Here is a 14378-nt window from a genome sequence, read left to right on the forward strand (position 1 = left end):
TGTTCACCCGCGCACCTGGCAAAGCTAACCATGCTTACTATTGGGGGGCACGTGTTTTCCGGCGGGATACCAGAGGAGCAGGCATGTCATTGAGCAAGGGAACGCACGTGGAGTGGAACACTTCACAGGGCAAGACGCACGGCAAGATCGTGGAGAAGAAAACCAGCGACTTCGAACTCGACGGCAACACCCACCGGGCCAGTGAGGATGAACCACAGTACGTGGTGGAATCGGACAAGACCGGCGCCCGTGCAGCGCACAAGGCGTCCGCGCTGACCGAGAAGAAGTAGCGCCGTGGCTGCCCAGCACGAGGTGGTGATCATCGGTGGCGGCAATGCCGGGATCTCCCTGGCGGCCCGGCTGCAGCGCTACGGCGTCAAGGACGTGGCGGTGGTCGAGCCACGGGACCACCACCTCTTCCAGCCCCTGTTCTCGCATATCGCCGGCGGGCGGGCACAGGCCCAGGAGGCTGTCCGGAGCCAGGAGTCGGTGATCCCCCAGGGCGTCACCTGGATCCGGGATGCTGCCGTAGGCGTGGACGCGAACGCAAACACGGTCACCCTCGGGTCAGGGACTTCGGTAGCTTATGGGCAACTGGTGGTGTGCCCGGGGCTCCAGTACGACTGGGACCGCGTGCCCGGCTTGCTCGACGCCGTCCATTCCCCGTACGGCGCCTCCCACTACGACTTCGAACTGGCCCCCAAGGCCTGGGCGCTGCTCAGCGCCCTGCGCTCCGGCACGGCGGTCTTCACCATGCCGGCCGGGCCGATCAAATGCGGGGGTGCCGCGCAGAAACCCATGTACCTCGCGTGTGACTACTGGCGCGGGCAGGGGGTGCTGGACAAAATCCGCGTGGTCATGGTGCAGCCGTACCCCACCGTGTTCGGGGTGCCGGAGGTGGACCGGGAACTGGACCGCAAGATCGCCGAGTACGGAATCGAGCTGCGGACCAACAGCGAACTGGTGGCCGTGAGCCCGGCCGGCCGCAGGGCCACCATCCGGAACAACGCCGCCAACACCACCGAGGACCTGACGTACGACGTCCTCAATGCCGTTCCGCCGCAGTCGGCCCCGGACTGGCTCAAGGCCACGGACCTGCCCGCCGCGGGGGACGCAGGCGGCTTCGTGGAGGTGGACCGCCAGACGCTCAGGCACCTCCGGTACCCCAACGTGTGGTCCCTGGGCGACGCCGCGGGCACCACCAACTCCAAGTCCGGCGGGTCCCTGCGCAAGCAGGTCAAGGTGGTGGCAAAGAACCTGGTGGCAGCCCGGAAAGGAAAGCCGCTGCGGGCCAAGTACAACGGCTACTCCGTGTGTCCGTTCACCGTGTCACGGGACACCGTGGTGTTCGCCGAATTCGACGACCGGTACCGGCCCATGCCCACCATCCCGCGGCTGCCCACGTGGAATGAAAGCAAGCTGTCCTGGGTGCTGGACCGCGACATCTTCCCGAAGATCTACTGGAACCTGATCCTCAAGGGACGGGCGTAACGCTAGCCGGCGGTGCCGATGCGCCACTCATCGGCAAGGATCGAGTAGATGAGCTCGGTGGCCCACTGGCCTTTGTAGTGCCACTTATCGATGTGCCGCGCTTCCAGCCGCATGCCCAGCCGGCCGCAGAGTGAAGCCGAGGCACTGTTGAGTTCGTCCAGCCGGGCTTCAATCCGGTGCATGCCCAGCTCCTCGAAACCCAGGCGCAGGACGGCCTGGGCGGCCTCCGTTCCATAACCCTTGCCGCGGGCACCCGGTGCCAGGGTCCAGCCCACTTCGCCCTGCCCGCGTCCGGCAGCCATTTGAGCACCACTTCGCCCTGCAGCCCGGGCTCATCCGCCGCTTCGATGGCGAGAGCCGCCCAGTCCCCCTCCTTCTCGAAGGAAAAGTTGGCGTACCGGCCCACCCGCTCCATCGACTGGGTGTAGGTCTTGGCCGGTCCGGGAAGGTACCGGGCGGTCTCCGGCAGCGAGTGGTAGGCGTGGAAGGCTTCCAGGTCGCCGCCGTCGAACCGGCGCAGGACCAGCCGGTCAGTGCGGATGGGAAGGGAAATCTCCGGCATGCGTCTTAGCGGCTGGCGGAAACGACGGCGGCCGTCGCCTCGGCGATGGCGCGCTCCTCGTCAGTGGGAACCACCAGGACAGGAATCGCGGAGGACTGCGTGGATATCACGCGCGGCTCCTTTGACCGCTCGGCGTTCAGGCCGCCGTCGAGCTCTATGCCCAGGGCGCCCAGCCGGTCCGCCACCTGGGCCCGGAAGTGCTGTGAGTTTTCGCCAATCCCTGCGGTGAACACCAGCGCCTTGGCCCCGCCCACCGCCACGTGATAGCCGCCGATGTACTTGGCCAGCCGGTAGGAGGCCACGCTGAGCGCCATGGCTGCTCGCTGGTCGCCGGCCTCGGAGGCCTCCACCACGGAGCGCATGTCGTTGTGCCCGGCAAGGCCTTTCAGACCAGACTCGCGGTTCAGCATGGTGTCGAGGTCCTCGGGCGTCCAGCCGGCGCGGCCGAGGAACACCAGGATGGAGGGGTCAAGGTCGCCGGAGCGGGTGCCCATCACCAGGCCCTCGAGCGGGGTGAAGCCCATGGAGGTGTCCACGGAGCGTCCGCCGCGGATCGCGGTCAGGGACGCGCCGTTCCCCAGGTGGGCGATGACGCCGTCGAACTCCTCGACGGGGAGGTCCAACAGCGCTGCCGACCGGCGCGCAACGTACTGGTTGGAGGTGCCGTGGAAGCCGTAGCGGCGGATGCCATGGTTGGTGTAGAGCTCATCCGGGACCGCGTACCGCCAGGCATGCTCGGGCAGGGTGCGGTGGAAGGCGGTGTCAAAGACTGCAACCTGAGGCATTTCGGGCCATTTTTTGGTGATGGCGCGGATGCCCAGGACGTTGGCGGGGTTGTGCAGCGGGGCCAGCGGGTTGAGCCGTTCGATGGCACGGGTGATTTCGTTGTCCACCAAGACGGGCTCGGCGAACCGCTCGCCGCCGTGGACCACCCGGTGGCCCACCGCCCCCAGTTCCGGGTCGCCCAGTTCCTGGTGGATGGCCGCGTCCACCTGCTCTAGTGCCTCCGCATGATCCCGCGGGCCCACCAGTTCGCCGTCCCCGCCGCCGCCGTTGCCCACGCCGATCTTCTCGATCAGCCCCTCGGTGAGGACGGTCCCGGCGGCCACGTTCCGGACCTGGTACTTCAGTGACGACGAACCGGAATTGATGACGAGCACGAGCATGCGGGGCCTCCTCAGCCTGGCGTGTGCAGTTCAACCCCCACTATAGGTGGCGCGGCTAACGGTCGGTCAGCAGCAGCGTGTTGCCGTCAGGGTCCTGGGCTGTAAAGAAGAGGCAGACATCCTGGGCGCCCGTGATGGCGCCAACGGCAACCCCGTTGTCTGCGAGCCGGGCGCGGGCTCCCTCCAGGTCCTCGACGAGGAAGTTGCAGGTTGCCCAGGCAAGGCCGGGCTGGGCGTTGATGCCGCTGTCCGGGCCCATGAGGGTCACCGATGCCGTTCCCGCGGCGGAGAGGACGGCCGAGAAGTTGTTGGCTTGCCCCACCGTGAGTCCGAGCATGCGGCTGTACCAGCCGGCTGCCGCCTGTGGGTTCCGGACGGGGATGAAGGCGGTGGTGATGGCTGTACCGGGCATGCCTGCGATGCTAGCCCACCCCTCCGACAGAGGGCCCCATAATCACCCCGGGAGGGGACAGTCCGTGTCACCGCGGGCTTTAGGGGGCGCTTTTTTGGGGGGGCCAATCCCCCTCGAACGGGTCCATCAAGGTGAACGTGGAGGACTTGGCCCTGGGCGACAAATACGCAATTGGAATTCATACGACCCATGCGCAGCGCGACGGCAAGACCTTGGACCAGCGTGAAATCCTCGTCTTCCGTATCTCCGGCGGGAAAATCACGGAGGGCCTCGAATTCCCGGAGGACAGCGCGCAGCTGGCCGACTTTTGGTCCTGACCTGCCGCGCTAAAAGGGCTTTCGCTGCAGCGGCACGGGAAGCTTGCCAAAATTATCATCAGTATGCTTACTATGGACGCAGCCGATCGGAAACGGCTGCGAACGGAACAGCGAAAAGGTGCGCTCAGCGAACGGGGCGCACCTTTCCCGTACCCGCTTGCGGCGGCAGGTTTTCCAGGCACAGATACTCCGCCGCGGGTTCCTTGCGGATCAGCGGAGCCTGTGCATAGAGTCGGCGAACAAGGCTGGACCACGCCGAGAGGACAATTCCATGACGAACGAGCCCAATTCGATCGACGAGAACGACCCCACCAACACGGGATCCAGCAGCACCGCCCCGCTCAACGCGCAGCCGGATTCCGGCAGCAAGGACGATCCCACGGGGGTGGAGGGCGCCAACCCGGCCCTGGACGATACCGGCCACCTCAAGGCCGCCGAAACGGGAGAAGCGCCGGAGGCCCCGGAGAACCGGGAGGACCTGGACCTTACCCCGCAGGGCCTCTCCGATGAGCCTGCCAAGCAGGAGGACCCGGAGAGCCTGGCCAAGCCGGACAACAGCTGACTGTTCCCCAACAAAAAGTACGACGCCGGCACTTTCCGGGCGGTTTCTAGGGGTCGTTGCAACACTGCTGGTGTTATGTGGTCATTAGTAGATCACGCAGACGCTCGGCTGGGGTGTCCCAGCCGAGCGTTTTGCGTGGTCGGCTGTTGAGTTCTTGGGCGACGTGTTCGAGGTCTTCGGGGCCATAGATGGATAGGTCCGTGCCTTTTTCGAAGTATTGGCGCAGCAAGCCATTGGTGTTTTCGTTGGAGCCGCGTTGCCAGGGGCTGGCGGGGTCGCAGAAGTAGACCTGCATGTCCGTGGCCATGGTGAAGGATTTGTGGGCTGCCATTTCCGCGCCCTGGTCCCAGGTCAGGGAGCCTCGGAGGTGTTCGGGGAGTGTCTTCATCGTGGCGATGAGGCCATCACGGACGGTTTCGGCGGTGTGGTCTCCGGGCAGATGGACGAGCATGACGTATCTGGTGGTGCGTTCAACGAGGGTGGCGATGGCGGACTGGTTGCTTGCCCCGGTGATCAGGTCTCCTTCCCAGTGTCCTGGAACGGCGCGGTCTTCAACTTCGGGTGGGCGTTCGGAGATCATCACCATAGGGTCAGCGAAGCGGGGCTGCCGCTGCTGGGGGTCCTTGTGAGGCTTACGGCGCGTCCGGCCGGTGCGCAGAGCTGCCTGGACTTCACGTTTGAGTCCTCCGCGGGCCTGGAAGTAGAGGGCCTGATAGATCGTTTCTGGGCTCACGCGCATCTCCGGGTCGTTGGGAAACTTCCTGATCAGCTTGTTGCTGATCTGTTCCGGTGACCAGCGCCGAAGCAGCTTCTTCTTCACATACTTTCGTAACCGGTGGTGAGTGACCAGCTTGCTGTCCTTGGGCCGGGGCCGCCGGGCGGTCGCGGCACGTTGGGCTGCATAGGCGTAATACTTCCCATCGTTGACACTGTTCCTGGCCAGTTCCCGGCTGATGGTCGAGGCGGACCGGCCCAGCTCCCTGGCGATCTTCCGGACCGGTGTGCCGGCAGCGCGGAGGTCAGCAATCCGTTCCCGGTCCTGCAAAGTCAGGAATCTGGCATCCAGTGGTTTCTCCAAGGCCGCAAGTGCGGGAAACGCGCCAGAATCGGTGATCGCTTCGTCGGTGGTCAGTGTCATCACACCACTGGTGTAATCGACCCGGCGGCCATCACGGTAGATTCGCCCGTTCCGTGTCCTTCTGACCCCGTTGTCCCATTCCTGGGCCGTGCACCGGTTAATGCCCAGTTCTTTGGCAGCCTCCCGGCGTGTCATTCCAGCTTCGCGGAGCTTGCGGAAATCCTCACGGCTGGGGCCTTCCGTGCGTTTCCGCGCAAGCCCGGCCTTCTGGGTCCACTTGTAACAAGTTTGACGGCTCAACCCCAGTTCGGCAGCGGCAACCGTAGTGCTACCGGTACGCGCCAAAGCCTTGAAGAACGCTGCCTTCACCTCCGGGGTTACTCTCGCCCCACGGACATTCCCGCCATTTATGGTGCCGGCAGATATTCCCGCCTCACGCAGCCACCGGTAGCACGCCGACGGTTTAAGCCCGAGCTCAGCCGCGGCAAGAGCAACACTCCCCGCGCTTGCCAGTGCCCGGAAGAACCCTTCCCTTTCCCCGGAGGTATAGCTCCGTCGAGGGGTCCTGCCCTCGCTTAAAGACGACATGGTCGTTGCAACTCCCAAAACTAAGGGGTGTTGCAACGACCACTAGAACCCAAGCCGAAGTGCCGGCGTCGTACTTTTCTGCGTGGTCCTTCAGGAGGCCGGTGCCTCTGCTGGAGCCTGGAGACTTTGGGCTTGCGCCGGGCTTTGGGCCTGCGCCTGGATGGCCGTGATGGCCACCGTGTTCACGATGTCCTCCACCGTGCAGCCGCGGGAGAGGTCGTTGACCGGCTTCCGCAGCCCCTGCAGGACCGGCCCAACTGCGACGGCACCGGAGCTCTGCTGCACCGCCTTGTAGGTGTTGTTGCCCGTGTTGAGGTCCGGGAAGATGAACACGGTGGCCTGCCCGGCCACCGAGGAACCGGGCATCTTGGATGCGGCGATCGAGGCGTCCACGGCTGCGTCGTACTGGATGGGACCTTCCACGGCCAGGTCCGGCCGGCGTTGGCGCACCAGTTCGGTGGCCTGCCGCACCTCGTCCACCGCCTCGCCGAAGCCCGAACCGCCCGTCGAGTAGGACAGCATCGCCACGCGGGGCTCCACCCCGAACTGCGCGGCGGTCTCCGCTGAAGCGAGCGCGATGTCCGCCAGCTGCTCCACGTTCGGATCGGGGTTCACAGCGCAGTCGCCGTAGACCAGCACCCGGTCCGGCATGAGCATCAGGAACACCGAGGACACGATCTTCACACCCTCCCGGGTCTTCACGAACTCGAGCGCCGGCCGGATGGTGTGCGCCGTGGTGTGGGCGGCGCCGGAGACCATGCCGTCCACCACGCCCAGCTGAACCATCATGGTGCCGAAGTAGCTTCCGTCCTGCATGATTTCCAGGGCCTTGGGCAGGTCCACGCCCTTGTGCGCCCGGAGCTCGGCGTACTTCTCGGCGAACTTCAGCCGCAGCTCGGACGTGGCCGGATCAATGACACTGATACCGGACAGGTCGATGCCGTTTGCCGCAGCAAGTTCCCGGACGGCGGATTCGGGGCCCAGCAGGGTCAGGTCGCAGACGTCGCGGCGGTGCAGGATCTCGGCCGCGCGCAGGATCCTGACGTCGGTTCCTTCCGGCAGGACCACGTGCCGGCGCTGCGCCCGGGCCCGCTCGACGAGGTCATGCAGGAACCGCAGCGGCGTCATCCGCTCCGCCCGCGGCAGGTGCAGGCGCTCCACCAGTTCGGCCTCATCAACCCGGCGGGACCACAGCCCCAGGGCGGAAGCCACCTTGCGCCGGTGCCCGGACCAGATCTCGCTGCGCACTTCGGACACCCGGCGGGCCGTCTGGTACGTGTCCTCGTCCGCCGCGAACACCGGGAACGGCGCCTGGGCCAGGAGCGGGTAGATGTTGGCGTCCGGGGCCAGGCCGCCGGTGAGGATGAGTGCAGACGGCACGGGAAACTCGGGCGAGAACGAGGACGCCAGGCAGGCCACCATCACGTCTGCGCGGTCCCCCGGCACGATCACCAGCGCTCCCTCATCCAGCACGTTCAGGAAGTTGCCCACGTTCATGGCGGCCACCTTGATGTCCTTGACGTCGCGCTCCATGTCCGGCGTACCCGCGATCTGCCGCACGCCCAGCGCCATGGCCACCTCGCCGGTGGTGGGCCTGGCAATTTCCTCCAGCTCCGGCAGGATGTAGACCGGCCGGCCGGAGGCACCCGGCTTCAGGGCGGCGGCGATGGCGTCCAGGTCATCAGCGTCCGCGCGGTTGACCATGATGGCCAGCAGCGCGCACTTCTCGGCGGCGAGTTCCTTGCGGGCAACTTCAACGGCGGCGGCCGTCTCACTGACGGTGCGGCCCTTGGCGCCTACCACCGCCACCACAGGGGTGGCGAGGTTGTTGGCCAGCCGGGCGTTCAAGTCGAATTCGACGGCGGCGTCCTGGCCCACCAGGTCGGTCCCCTCCACGATCACCACGTCGCAGTGGCGTGCGATCTCCGCGAAGATCTCCACGCACCGGGCGTCGATTTCCGCGCGGTTCCCCTCGGCCAGCAGCGTGCGGACCTCGTCGTAGGTCAGGCCGCCGCGGCACCGTTCATCCTCCAACGCGAACCGGGATTTCATCAAAGCCACCATGGGGTCATTGGCCGCCGACGGCCCGTGGACTACCGGTTTGAAAAAGCCGATCCTGTCCGCGTGACGGTGCAGGGTGTCCGCCAGCCCGAGGGCGATCAGGGACTTGCCTGATCCAGGAGTTGTTGCGCTGACGTAGATGCCTTTGGCCATGGTCCGCCCTTTGCTGTCCTTGCTGGTGCCGGTACCCCCATCCTTGCACTTCCCTCCCCGCGAAATGGCACTTGGCGGCAGTGTTCAGCGCCGGGACTGCCGCCAAGTGCCACTTCGCACTGAAAGGTGGTGGCCGCCGTCGTGCGTTCCCGCCCGGTTGCTACCACCCCCACCGTGCGGCGCGCCGGGGACGACGGCGTGTCCCCCGTTTGGCGGGTTGGGCCACCGATGTAAGTGGGCAGGAAGGCACGCATCCCCTTGACACCGGACCCCCTCATGGGATTACCTAATGAACATTCGGTAAATAAAGCTGGAGGCAATGACGCATGGCTGAGACCACCCTTTCCGGGGCCACCCACCCCATCCTGGAAAACGACTATGCCTCCGAATGGATGGGCATCGAGGTCCTCGCCATCAGCGACGGCCACGCCGCTATCCGGATGACGCTCCGGCAGGAAATGCTCAACGGCTTCGGCATGGCCCACGGCGGAATGATCTTCGCCTTCGGCGACACCGCCTTCGCCCTCGCGTGCAACCCCATCCACCCTGCACCGGGCGAGGAAGGCACCATTACCGTCGCCTCCGGCGTCGACATCAATTTCCTCAAGCCGGCATTCCGCGGCCAGGTGCTCACCGCCGTCGCGGACCGCCGCTCCAGCGCCGGACGCAGCGGGCTCTACGACATCCAGATCTTCGCCGCCGACGCCGCAATGCCGGCTTCCGAAACCCAGCCCAGTTCCCCGGGCGAGCTCATCGCCGAGTTCCGCGGACGCAGCCGCACCATCCCCAAGAAGTAGGAAAACCATGACCCTGCATGCCCCCGAAACCCCCGCCGCTGCCGTTTCCAACCCGGCGGAAGCAGCCAACCCGGCCGGCACGGACGCCAACCCCACCACCACGGAAGGGCTGGACCGCGAGGAAACCATCTCCCGCGACGAACTCGAGGCCCTGCAGCTCCAGCGGCTGCAGCACACCGTGGCCTACGCCTACGACCGCGTGCCGCTCTACAAGCGCAAATTCGACGAAGCGGGCATCCACCCCAGCGACCTGCGCGAACTCGAGGACCTTGGCAACTTCCCCTTCACCACCAAGGAGGATCTGCGCCAGGAGTACCCGTTCGGGATGTTCGCTGTGCCGCAGAGCGAGGTGGCCCGCATCCACGCCAGCTCCGGCACCACGGGCCGGCCCACGGTGGTGGGCTACACCAAGCAGGACCTGGCCGACTGGGCCAAGCTGGTGGCCCGCAGCTTCCGCGCCTCCGGCATCCGCCCCGGCATGAAGGTCCACAACGCCTACGGCTACGGGCTGTTCACCGGCGGGCTGGGCGCGCACGCCGGCGCCGAGGCCCTGGGCTGCACCGTCATCCCCATGTCCGGCGGCCAGACCGAACGCCAGATCCAGCTGATCCAGGACTTCAAGCCGGACGCCATCCTGGCCACTCCCACCTACCTGCTCACCATCGCCGACGCCATGGCGCACATGGGCATCGACCCGGCTTCCACCTCGCTGAAGTTCGCCGTCCTCGGCGCCGAGCCGTGGACCCAGGAGATGCGGCACGAGCTTGAGGTGATGATGAACATCAAGGCCTGCGACATCTACGGCCTGTCCGAGGTCATGGGCCCGGGCGTGGCCGGCGAGGCCGTGGAGACCCAGGACGGCAGCCACATCTGGGAGGACCACTTCCGCCCGGAAATCATCGACCCCTTCAACCCGGCGCCGGGCAAGGAAAACGTCCTGCGCGACGGCGAGCACGGCGAACTGGTCTTTACGTCGCTGACCAAGGAAGCCCTGCCGATCATCCGCTACCGCACCAAGGACCTCACCCGGCTGCTGCCCGGCACCGCCCGCCCCGCACACCGCCGCATGGGCCGCATCACCGGCCGCAGCGACGACATGATTATCCTGCGCGGCGTTAACCTCTTCCCGTCCCAGATCGAGGAAATCGCCCTCCGCATCCCCGAGCTCAGCCCACACTTCCAGCTGGAGCTCACCCGCCCCGAGGGCCAGCGGATGGACCAGCTGACCGTGCGCATCGAGCGCCGGGACGCGGTCACCATTGAGCAGAGCACGACGGCGGCACGCACCTTGAAGGAGCAGATCAAGATCCACGTGGGTTCTTCGTGCACCGTGGACGTGGTGGAGCCTGGTTCGCTGGAGCGGTCCAACGGCAAGCTGCGCCGAATTTACGACCTGCGTCCGAAAGGCTAATGCCGTTCAGGGCCGCCGGGCAGCTTCACCGTTCGGCGCTGCCCGGCGTCCGTTCCCTGCCGGGACTCCGGCCGGCCGGCAGGGAAGCGGGCCTGCGGAGCAGCAGCACGGCCGCCAGCACGAACCAGACCGCTGGGACCAGATTGGCGATGATCACCGGGCCCCAGCCGGCAGCGTTATAGAACCCCGAGGGGTCCAGGGGGCCGCCGTACATAGACGGGACCGCGGCGGCGCACAGCACCACGCCGACATAGGCGACCCACCGGGTCCAGGACGGCAGGACACCGGTGGCCACCGCCGCCCAGCCTGCCGCGCCCAGGAAGAGCCCGGTGATCGCGAAGGCAATGGAGCTGTTGTAGATCAGCAGGTAAGCCATGGTCAGCGCCCGGTTCACCGACGGATCGGGGGCAGGTGCCAAGGCATCCAGAGCCAGGCCGCCCTCCATTCCATTGGCCACGAGGGTCACCCCCACCCAGACGGCCATGGCGGCGACCACCAGGGACCCGGCCCAGCCGTAACGTGCATCCGCACGCCCGATGAGATGGCCCAACCCCGCTGCAAAGACCATCGCAGCCACGTAGAGGCAGAGATCGAGCAGGACCCGGGTGAAGATGATGTTGCGGATCCGGTACGCCTCAGCCGCACCCGCCGCTCCGTCGTACAAACTAACGGAGGGGTCCTGGGCGAGATACAGCGGGAACTGCCCTGCCCAGAACACCAGCATCCCGACGCCGGCCCATCCAGTGATCCGGCGAACAGCATTGTCATCCACGGCTGGCATCCCTTCGATCTTCAGGAGGAGCGGCACGTCTCCTGCTTCCTGGCGGCTTTCCCTCAGGGTGGCCCTGTGACCATCGGCGTCCAAGTGCCGAAGGTCCCCGCGGCGGCCGGGCTGCGGCCGATTACCGAACGTTCATGAGAAAATAGCGACTATGCCCAGCGCCAGCAGAACTGCCAGCACCGAAACCTCCAGCACCAACGGCACCGCCGCGAATGGCACGGCCAAGCGGGGCCGCCCCGGCTACGACCAGCAGTCGGTGCTCCGCATCGCCGTGGATGTTTTCAACCGGCACGGCTACGACGCCACCTCCATGGGCATCCTGGCGGAGAACCTGGGCATCTCCAAGTCCGCCATCTACCACCACGTGCCGTCCAAGGGCGACCTCCTCAAGCTCGCGCTCGACCACGCCCTGGGCGGGCTCGAAGCCATCCTGGAGCAACCCGAGGCCACCTCCGGTGCGGCGGATGCCCGGCTGGAGTTTGTGCTGCGCCAGACCGTGGCCGTCCTGGTGGACCGCCTGCCCTTCGTCACCCTGCTGCTGCGCCTGCGCGGCAACACCGAAATCGAACGGGACGCCCTGGAACGCCGCCGCGCTTTCGACCACAAGGTCGCGGGCCTGATCTCGGCGGCCCGCGACGAGGGGTCCCTCCGCGCGGACATCGACCCACGCACCGTTTCGCGGCTGCTGTTCGGCATGATCAACTCCATTGTGGAGTGGTACAAACCGGGCGGCGCACTATCGCCGGAACGGCTGGCGGACGACGTCATCACCATGGCGTTCGATGGCCTCCACGCGGACACATAGGGAACGCGCAAACTCCCCGGCCCCAGATAATAAGGGTGCTTGGTATTTTCCCCGCTCCCCCGTTACGGTGGTAGAAAGCCACCATCCGCAGGGAGGTCCTGATGAGCAAGGCCAGCGCTCCAGAGCGTTCACGCCATCTCTACCCCGCGCGCGGCACTGCGCTGGCCGCCGGGGCTCTCACGGCAGCCCTGGCACTCAGCGGATGCACTGGCACGCCGGGCCCTCCCAATCCCAGCGGCACCTCCCCAAGCCAGGCATCGTCGTCGGCCAATGCCACGCCGGCACCCTCCACCCAAGCCGCCTCTGGTTCTGCAGCGCCGGCCACCGGCGCGGGCCCCGACTCCGGAGCTGCCGGGAACCTGCCGCAGCTCGTGGAAAACCTGTCACCGTCCGTCGTCACCATATTCACGCAGGGCGGCCTGGGCAGTGGCGTGGTGTACTCGGCGGACGGGCTGATCCTCACCAACGAGCACGTGGTCCGTGGCGCCACCACCGTTCAGGTGGGGTTCGCCGACGGGCAGCGGGTGGAAGGAACGGTCAAGGCAAGCGACGCCGTGACCGACCTCGCCCTGGTGCAGGCCAAGCGCACCGGCCTGCCCAAGCCCACCTACCAAAGCAACCTGCCCAAGGTGGGCGAGGGCGCGCTGGTCCTGGGATCCCCGCTCGGCTTTGAAAACACCGCCACCGCCGGGATCATCTCGGGGCTGCACCGCTCCATCCCCGGCTCCGCATCCAACAGCCTCTCGCTGGTGGACCTCATCCAGACGGACGCACCCATCAGCCCCGGCAACTCCGGCGGCGCCGTGATCAACATGCGCGGCGAGGTGATCGGCATCAGCGAGGCCTACATCCCGCCGTCGTCCGGCGCCGTGTCCCTTGGCTTCGCCATCCCCGCCGCCACCGCCGTGGACGTGGCCGAGGAACTGCTGAAAAACGGCACGGCCAAGCACGCGTATCTGGGCCTGACCCCGGGCGAGCTGACCCCGCAGATCGCCGACCAGCTGGGTATCCAGTCCGGATCCGGGGTGGTGGTCCTTGCTGCCGATGCCGACGGGCCCGCCGGACGCGCGGGAATCCGCCCGGGGGACGTCCTGCAGTCCATGGAGGGCGTGGAGCTCACCACGCCGGAAAAGCTCCTGGCGGAACTGCGCAAGCGCAACCCCGGCGACACCGTAGGCTTCAAGGTCAAGCGCGCCGACCAGACCTTGGACATCAAGGTGGACCTTACCGACCGCCCAGCCAACACAACCACCCGATAGGAAGGAAAAACACATGAGCCACCCCAAGGAAGAACCCGACGCAGGCTTCATCATTCCGGATCCGTCAAAGATCCGCGAGGACATCCCCGGCGACGCCGGAGATGAAGCCAACGTGATCCGCTTCAGCGAGGAGCAGGCACTGATCGAGGAACAGTCGCACGGCGTCCGCCCGGACACCTACAGCGTCCCCTCCGGCGGCCCCACCATGGATGAGGCCCGCGGCAACATGGACCTCTCCGACCGCAGCGAGGACGGCCGGGGCACCGGCCCCGAGGACGACAGCAGCGACGACGGCCTGCACGGGGGCGCCGAAAGCTAGCCGCCGCAATCCACAGACAAGCAGCAGGGGTACCCCGATCCGACCGGGGACCCCTGCTGCTGTTCTACTGTCTGCCGGGCCTAGACCTGGTACTCCAGCTTGTCGCCCAGGTTTTGGTGGATGCACAGGATGTTGTGCTCGGTGTCCATGAACCACGCGCACTTTTCCGATCCCGAAGTGCAGATGTGGTTTTCCGTCTTCAGGGTGGGCAGGTCGTAGTCCTGGAACCTGATGCCCCGGGCTTCCATGTCCCGGACAGCCTCCTCAATGTCGGGGACCTCGAAGCTCAGCGCCGTGTGTTCGGAGTGCTTGCCGTCGGACACCGACATCAACTCCAGCAACGGGCCGCCGTCGATACCCAGCAGTTCATTCCCATCGTCAGTGGTTCCGCGGTGCGGGAGGCCGAGCTTCTCCGTATAGAAGCTCCGGGCGCGGGCTGCGTCATCCACCGGCAGGATGGTTGTGGCTGAACTCATTGTCAGATGCATGGGGGCCACCTCCTTGTGGGCAGAATCTTACGCCGGGCAGCCCCAAAAGACCCTCCCCCGGCACCCCGATGCTCTATCACTTTGGGCCCCTAAAACCGGGGTTTAGGGACCAAAAGTGATAGAGCAAG

The 14378-nt window shown here is 66.4% G+C and carries 15 protein-coding genes and 1 pseudogene; 9 read left to right on the forward strand and 7 right to left on the reverse strand.

Features of this window, described 5'->3' with window-relative positions; translation table 11 throughout:
* Positions 1–83 precede the first annotated feature (83 nt).
* Together LFT46_RS16295 and LFT46_RS16300 are read left to right on the forward strand one after the other, a co-directional pair.
* The gene (locus LFT46_RS16295) at positions 84–290 is read left to right on the forward strand and encodes a DUF2945 domain-containing protein (RefSeq protein WP_056392720.1); all 207 of its coding nucleotides are present in this window, start codon (positions 84–86) and stop codon (positions 288–290) included.
* 4 nt (positions 291–294) lie between these two features.
* The gene (locus tag LFT46_RS16300; RefSeq protein WP_236799471.1) at positions 295–1491 is read left to right on the forward strand and encodes an NAD(P)/FAD-dependent oxidoreductase; all 1197 of its coding nucleotides are present in this window, start codon (positions 295–297) and stop codon (positions 1489–1491) included.
* Between the two features lie 2 nt (positions 1492–1493).
* Here the strand turns inward: LFT46_RS16300 and LFT46_RS16305 are convergent.
* The 3 genes and pseudogenes from LFT46_RS16305 to LFT46_RS16315 form a co-directional block, all read right to left on the reverse strand.
* Positions 1494–2053 (reverse strand): annotated as a pseudogene (locus LFT46_RS16305) (GNAT family N-acetyltransferase).
* Positions 2054–2058: 5 nt separating this feature from the next.
* Positions 2059–3219, reverse strand: coding sequence for an acetate kinase (locus LFT46_RS16310; protein ID WP_236799472.1), 1161 nt, complete (start codon positions 3217–3219; stop codon positions 2059–2061).
* Positions 3220–3274: 55 nt separating this feature from the next.
* A complete protein-coding gene (locus tag LFT46_RS16315) occupies positions 3275–3631 on the reverse strand; it encodes a VOC family protein (RefSeq protein ID WP_236799473.1) in 357 nt (118 codons plus the stop codon).
* Positions 3632–3768: 137 nt separating this feature from the next.
* Between LFT46_RS16315 and LFT46_RS16320 the strand changes: the two genes are divergently transcribed.
* Positions 3769–3948, forward strand: a complete 180-nt coding sequence (locus tag LFT46_RS16320) for a hypothetical protein (protein WP_236799474.1) — start codon at positions 3769–3771, stop codon at positions 3946–3948.
* Positions 3949–4219: 271 nt separating this feature from the next.
* Positions 4220–4510, forward strand: a complete 291-nt coding sequence (locus LFT46_RS16325; RefSeq protein WP_142132762.1) for a hypothetical protein — start codon at positions 4220–4222, stop codon at positions 4508–4510.
* A gap of 73 nt (positions 4511–4583) precedes the next feature.
* Here the strand turns inward: LFT46_RS16325 and LFT46_RS16330 are convergent, their stop codons facing one another.
* The gene (locus LFT46_RS16330) at positions 4584–5783 is read right to left on the reverse strand and encodes an IS30 family transposase (protein ID WP_442863690.1); all 1200 of its coding nucleotides are present in this window, start codon (positions 5781–5783) and stop codon (positions 4584–4586) included.
* A gap of 483 nt (positions 5784–6266) precedes the next feature.
* Positions 6267–8390, reverse strand: a complete 2124-nt coding sequence (gene pta, locus LFT46_RS16335; protein WP_236799475.1) for a phosphate acetyltransferase — start codon at positions 8388–8390, stop codon at positions 6267–6269.
* 326 nt (positions 8391–8716) lie between these two features.
* Between pta and LFT46_RS16340 the strand changes: the two genes are divergently transcribed.
* A complete protein-coding gene (locus LFT46_RS16340; RefSeq protein WP_236820389.1) occupies positions 8717–9187 on the forward strand; it encodes a hotdog fold thioesterase in 471 nt (156 codons plus the stop codon).
* Positions 9188–9194: 7 nt separating this feature from the next.
* Complete coding sequence (gene paaK / locus LFT46_RS16345; RefSeq protein ID WP_236820390.1) at positions 9195–10598, forward strand: phenylacetate--CoA ligase PaaK; 1404 nt, start codon at positions 9195–9197, stop codon at positions 10596–10598.
* A 25-nt stretch (positions 10599–10623) separates the two neighbouring features.
* On the opposite strand, the gene LFT46_RS16350 is transcribed toward paaK, so the two are convergent.
* Positions 10624–11406 (reverse strand): hypothetical protein, encoded by a 783-nt coding sequence (locus tag LFT46_RS16350; protein WP_236820391.1) that lies wholly within the window; start codon positions 11404–11406, stop codon positions 10624–10626.
* A gap of 124 nt (positions 11407–11530) precedes the next feature.
* Here LFT46_RS16350 and LFT46_RS16355 point away from each other — a divergent pair, with 124 nt between their 5' ends.
* The 3 genes from LFT46_RS16355 to LFT46_RS16365 all read left to right on the forward strand — a co-directional run bounded on the left by LFT46_RS16355 (position 11531) and on the right by LFT46_RS16365 (position 13762).
* The gene (locus LFT46_RS16355) at positions 11531–12184 is read left to right on the forward strand and encodes a TetR/AcrR family transcriptional regulator (protein ID WP_236799479.1); all 654 of its coding nucleotides are present in this window, start codon (positions 11531–11533) and stop codon (positions 12182–12184) included.
* A gap of 101 nt (positions 12185–12285) precedes the next feature.
* Complete coding sequence (locus LFT46_RS16360) at positions 12286–13443, forward strand: S1C family serine protease (protein ID WP_236799480.1); 1158 nt, start codon at positions 12286–12288, stop codon at positions 13441–13443.
* Between the two features lie 13 nt (positions 13444–13456).
* A complete protein-coding gene (locus LFT46_RS16365; protein WP_236799481.1) occupies positions 13457–13762 on the forward strand; it encodes a hypothetical protein in 306 nt (101 codons plus the stop codon).
* A gap of 80 nt (positions 13763–13842) precedes the next feature.
* On the opposite strand, the gene LFT46_RS16370 is transcribed toward LFT46_RS16365, so the two are convergent.
* A complete protein-coding gene (locus LFT46_RS16370) occupies positions 13843–14238 on the reverse strand; it encodes a VOC family protein (protein ID WP_236820392.1) in 396 nt (131 codons plus the stop codon).
* Positions 14239–14378: the final 140 nt, after the last annotated feature.

The sequence above is a fragment of the Arthrobacter sp. FW306-07-I genome, from assembly GCF_021800405.1.
Taxonomy (GTDB): domain Bacteria; phylum Actinomycetota; class Actinomycetes; order Actinomycetales; family Micrococcaceae; genus Arthrobacter.

Coding starts and splice junctions, on each gene's coding strand:
- LFT46_RS16365 (WP_236799481.1), top strand. CDS start 13,457: ATGAGCCACCCCAAGGAAGAACCCGACGCAGGCTTCATCATTCCGGAT.
- LFT46_RS16330 (WP_442863690.1), bottom strand. CDS start 5,783: ATGACACGCCGGGAGGCTGCCAAAGAACTGGGCATTAACCGGTGCACG.
- LFT46_RS16310 (WP_236799472.1), bottom strand. CDS start 3,219: ATGCTCGTGCTCGTCATCAATTCCGGTTCGTCGTCACTGAAGTACCAG.
- pta (WP_236799475.1), bottom strand. CDS start 8,390: ATGGCCAAAGGCATCTACGTCAGCGCAACAACTCCTGGATCAGGCAAG.
- paaK (WP_236820390.1), top strand. CDS start 9,195: ATGACCCTGCATGCCCCCGAAACCCCCGCCGCTGCCGTTTCCAACCCG.
- LFT46_RS16370 (WP_236820392.1), bottom strand. CDS start 14,238: ATGAGTTCAGCCACAACCATCCTGCCGGTGGATGACGCAGCCCGCGCC.
- LFT46_RS16340 (WP_236820389.1), top strand. CDS start 8,717: ATGGCTGAGACCACCCTTTCCGGGGCCACCCACCCCATCCTGGAAAAC.
- LFT46_RS16295 (WP_056392720.1), top strand. CDS start 84: ATGTCATTGAGCAAGGGAACGCACGTGGAGTGGAACACTTCACAGGGC.
- LFT46_RS16360 (WP_236799480.1), top strand. CDS start 12,286: ATGAGCAAGGCCAGCGCTCCAGAGCGTTCACGCCATCTCTACCCCGCG.
- LFT46_RS16315 (WP_236799473.1), bottom strand. CDS start 3,631: ATGCCCGGTACAGCCATCACCACCGCCTTCATCCCCGTCCGGAACCCA.
- LFT46_RS16325 (WP_142132762.1), top strand. CDS start 4,220: ATGACGAACGAGCCCAATTCGATCGACGAGAACGACCCCACCAACACG.
- LFT46_RS16355 (WP_236799479.1), top strand. CDS start 11,531: ATGCCCAGCGCCAGCAGAACTGCCAGCACCGAAACCTCCAGCACCAAC.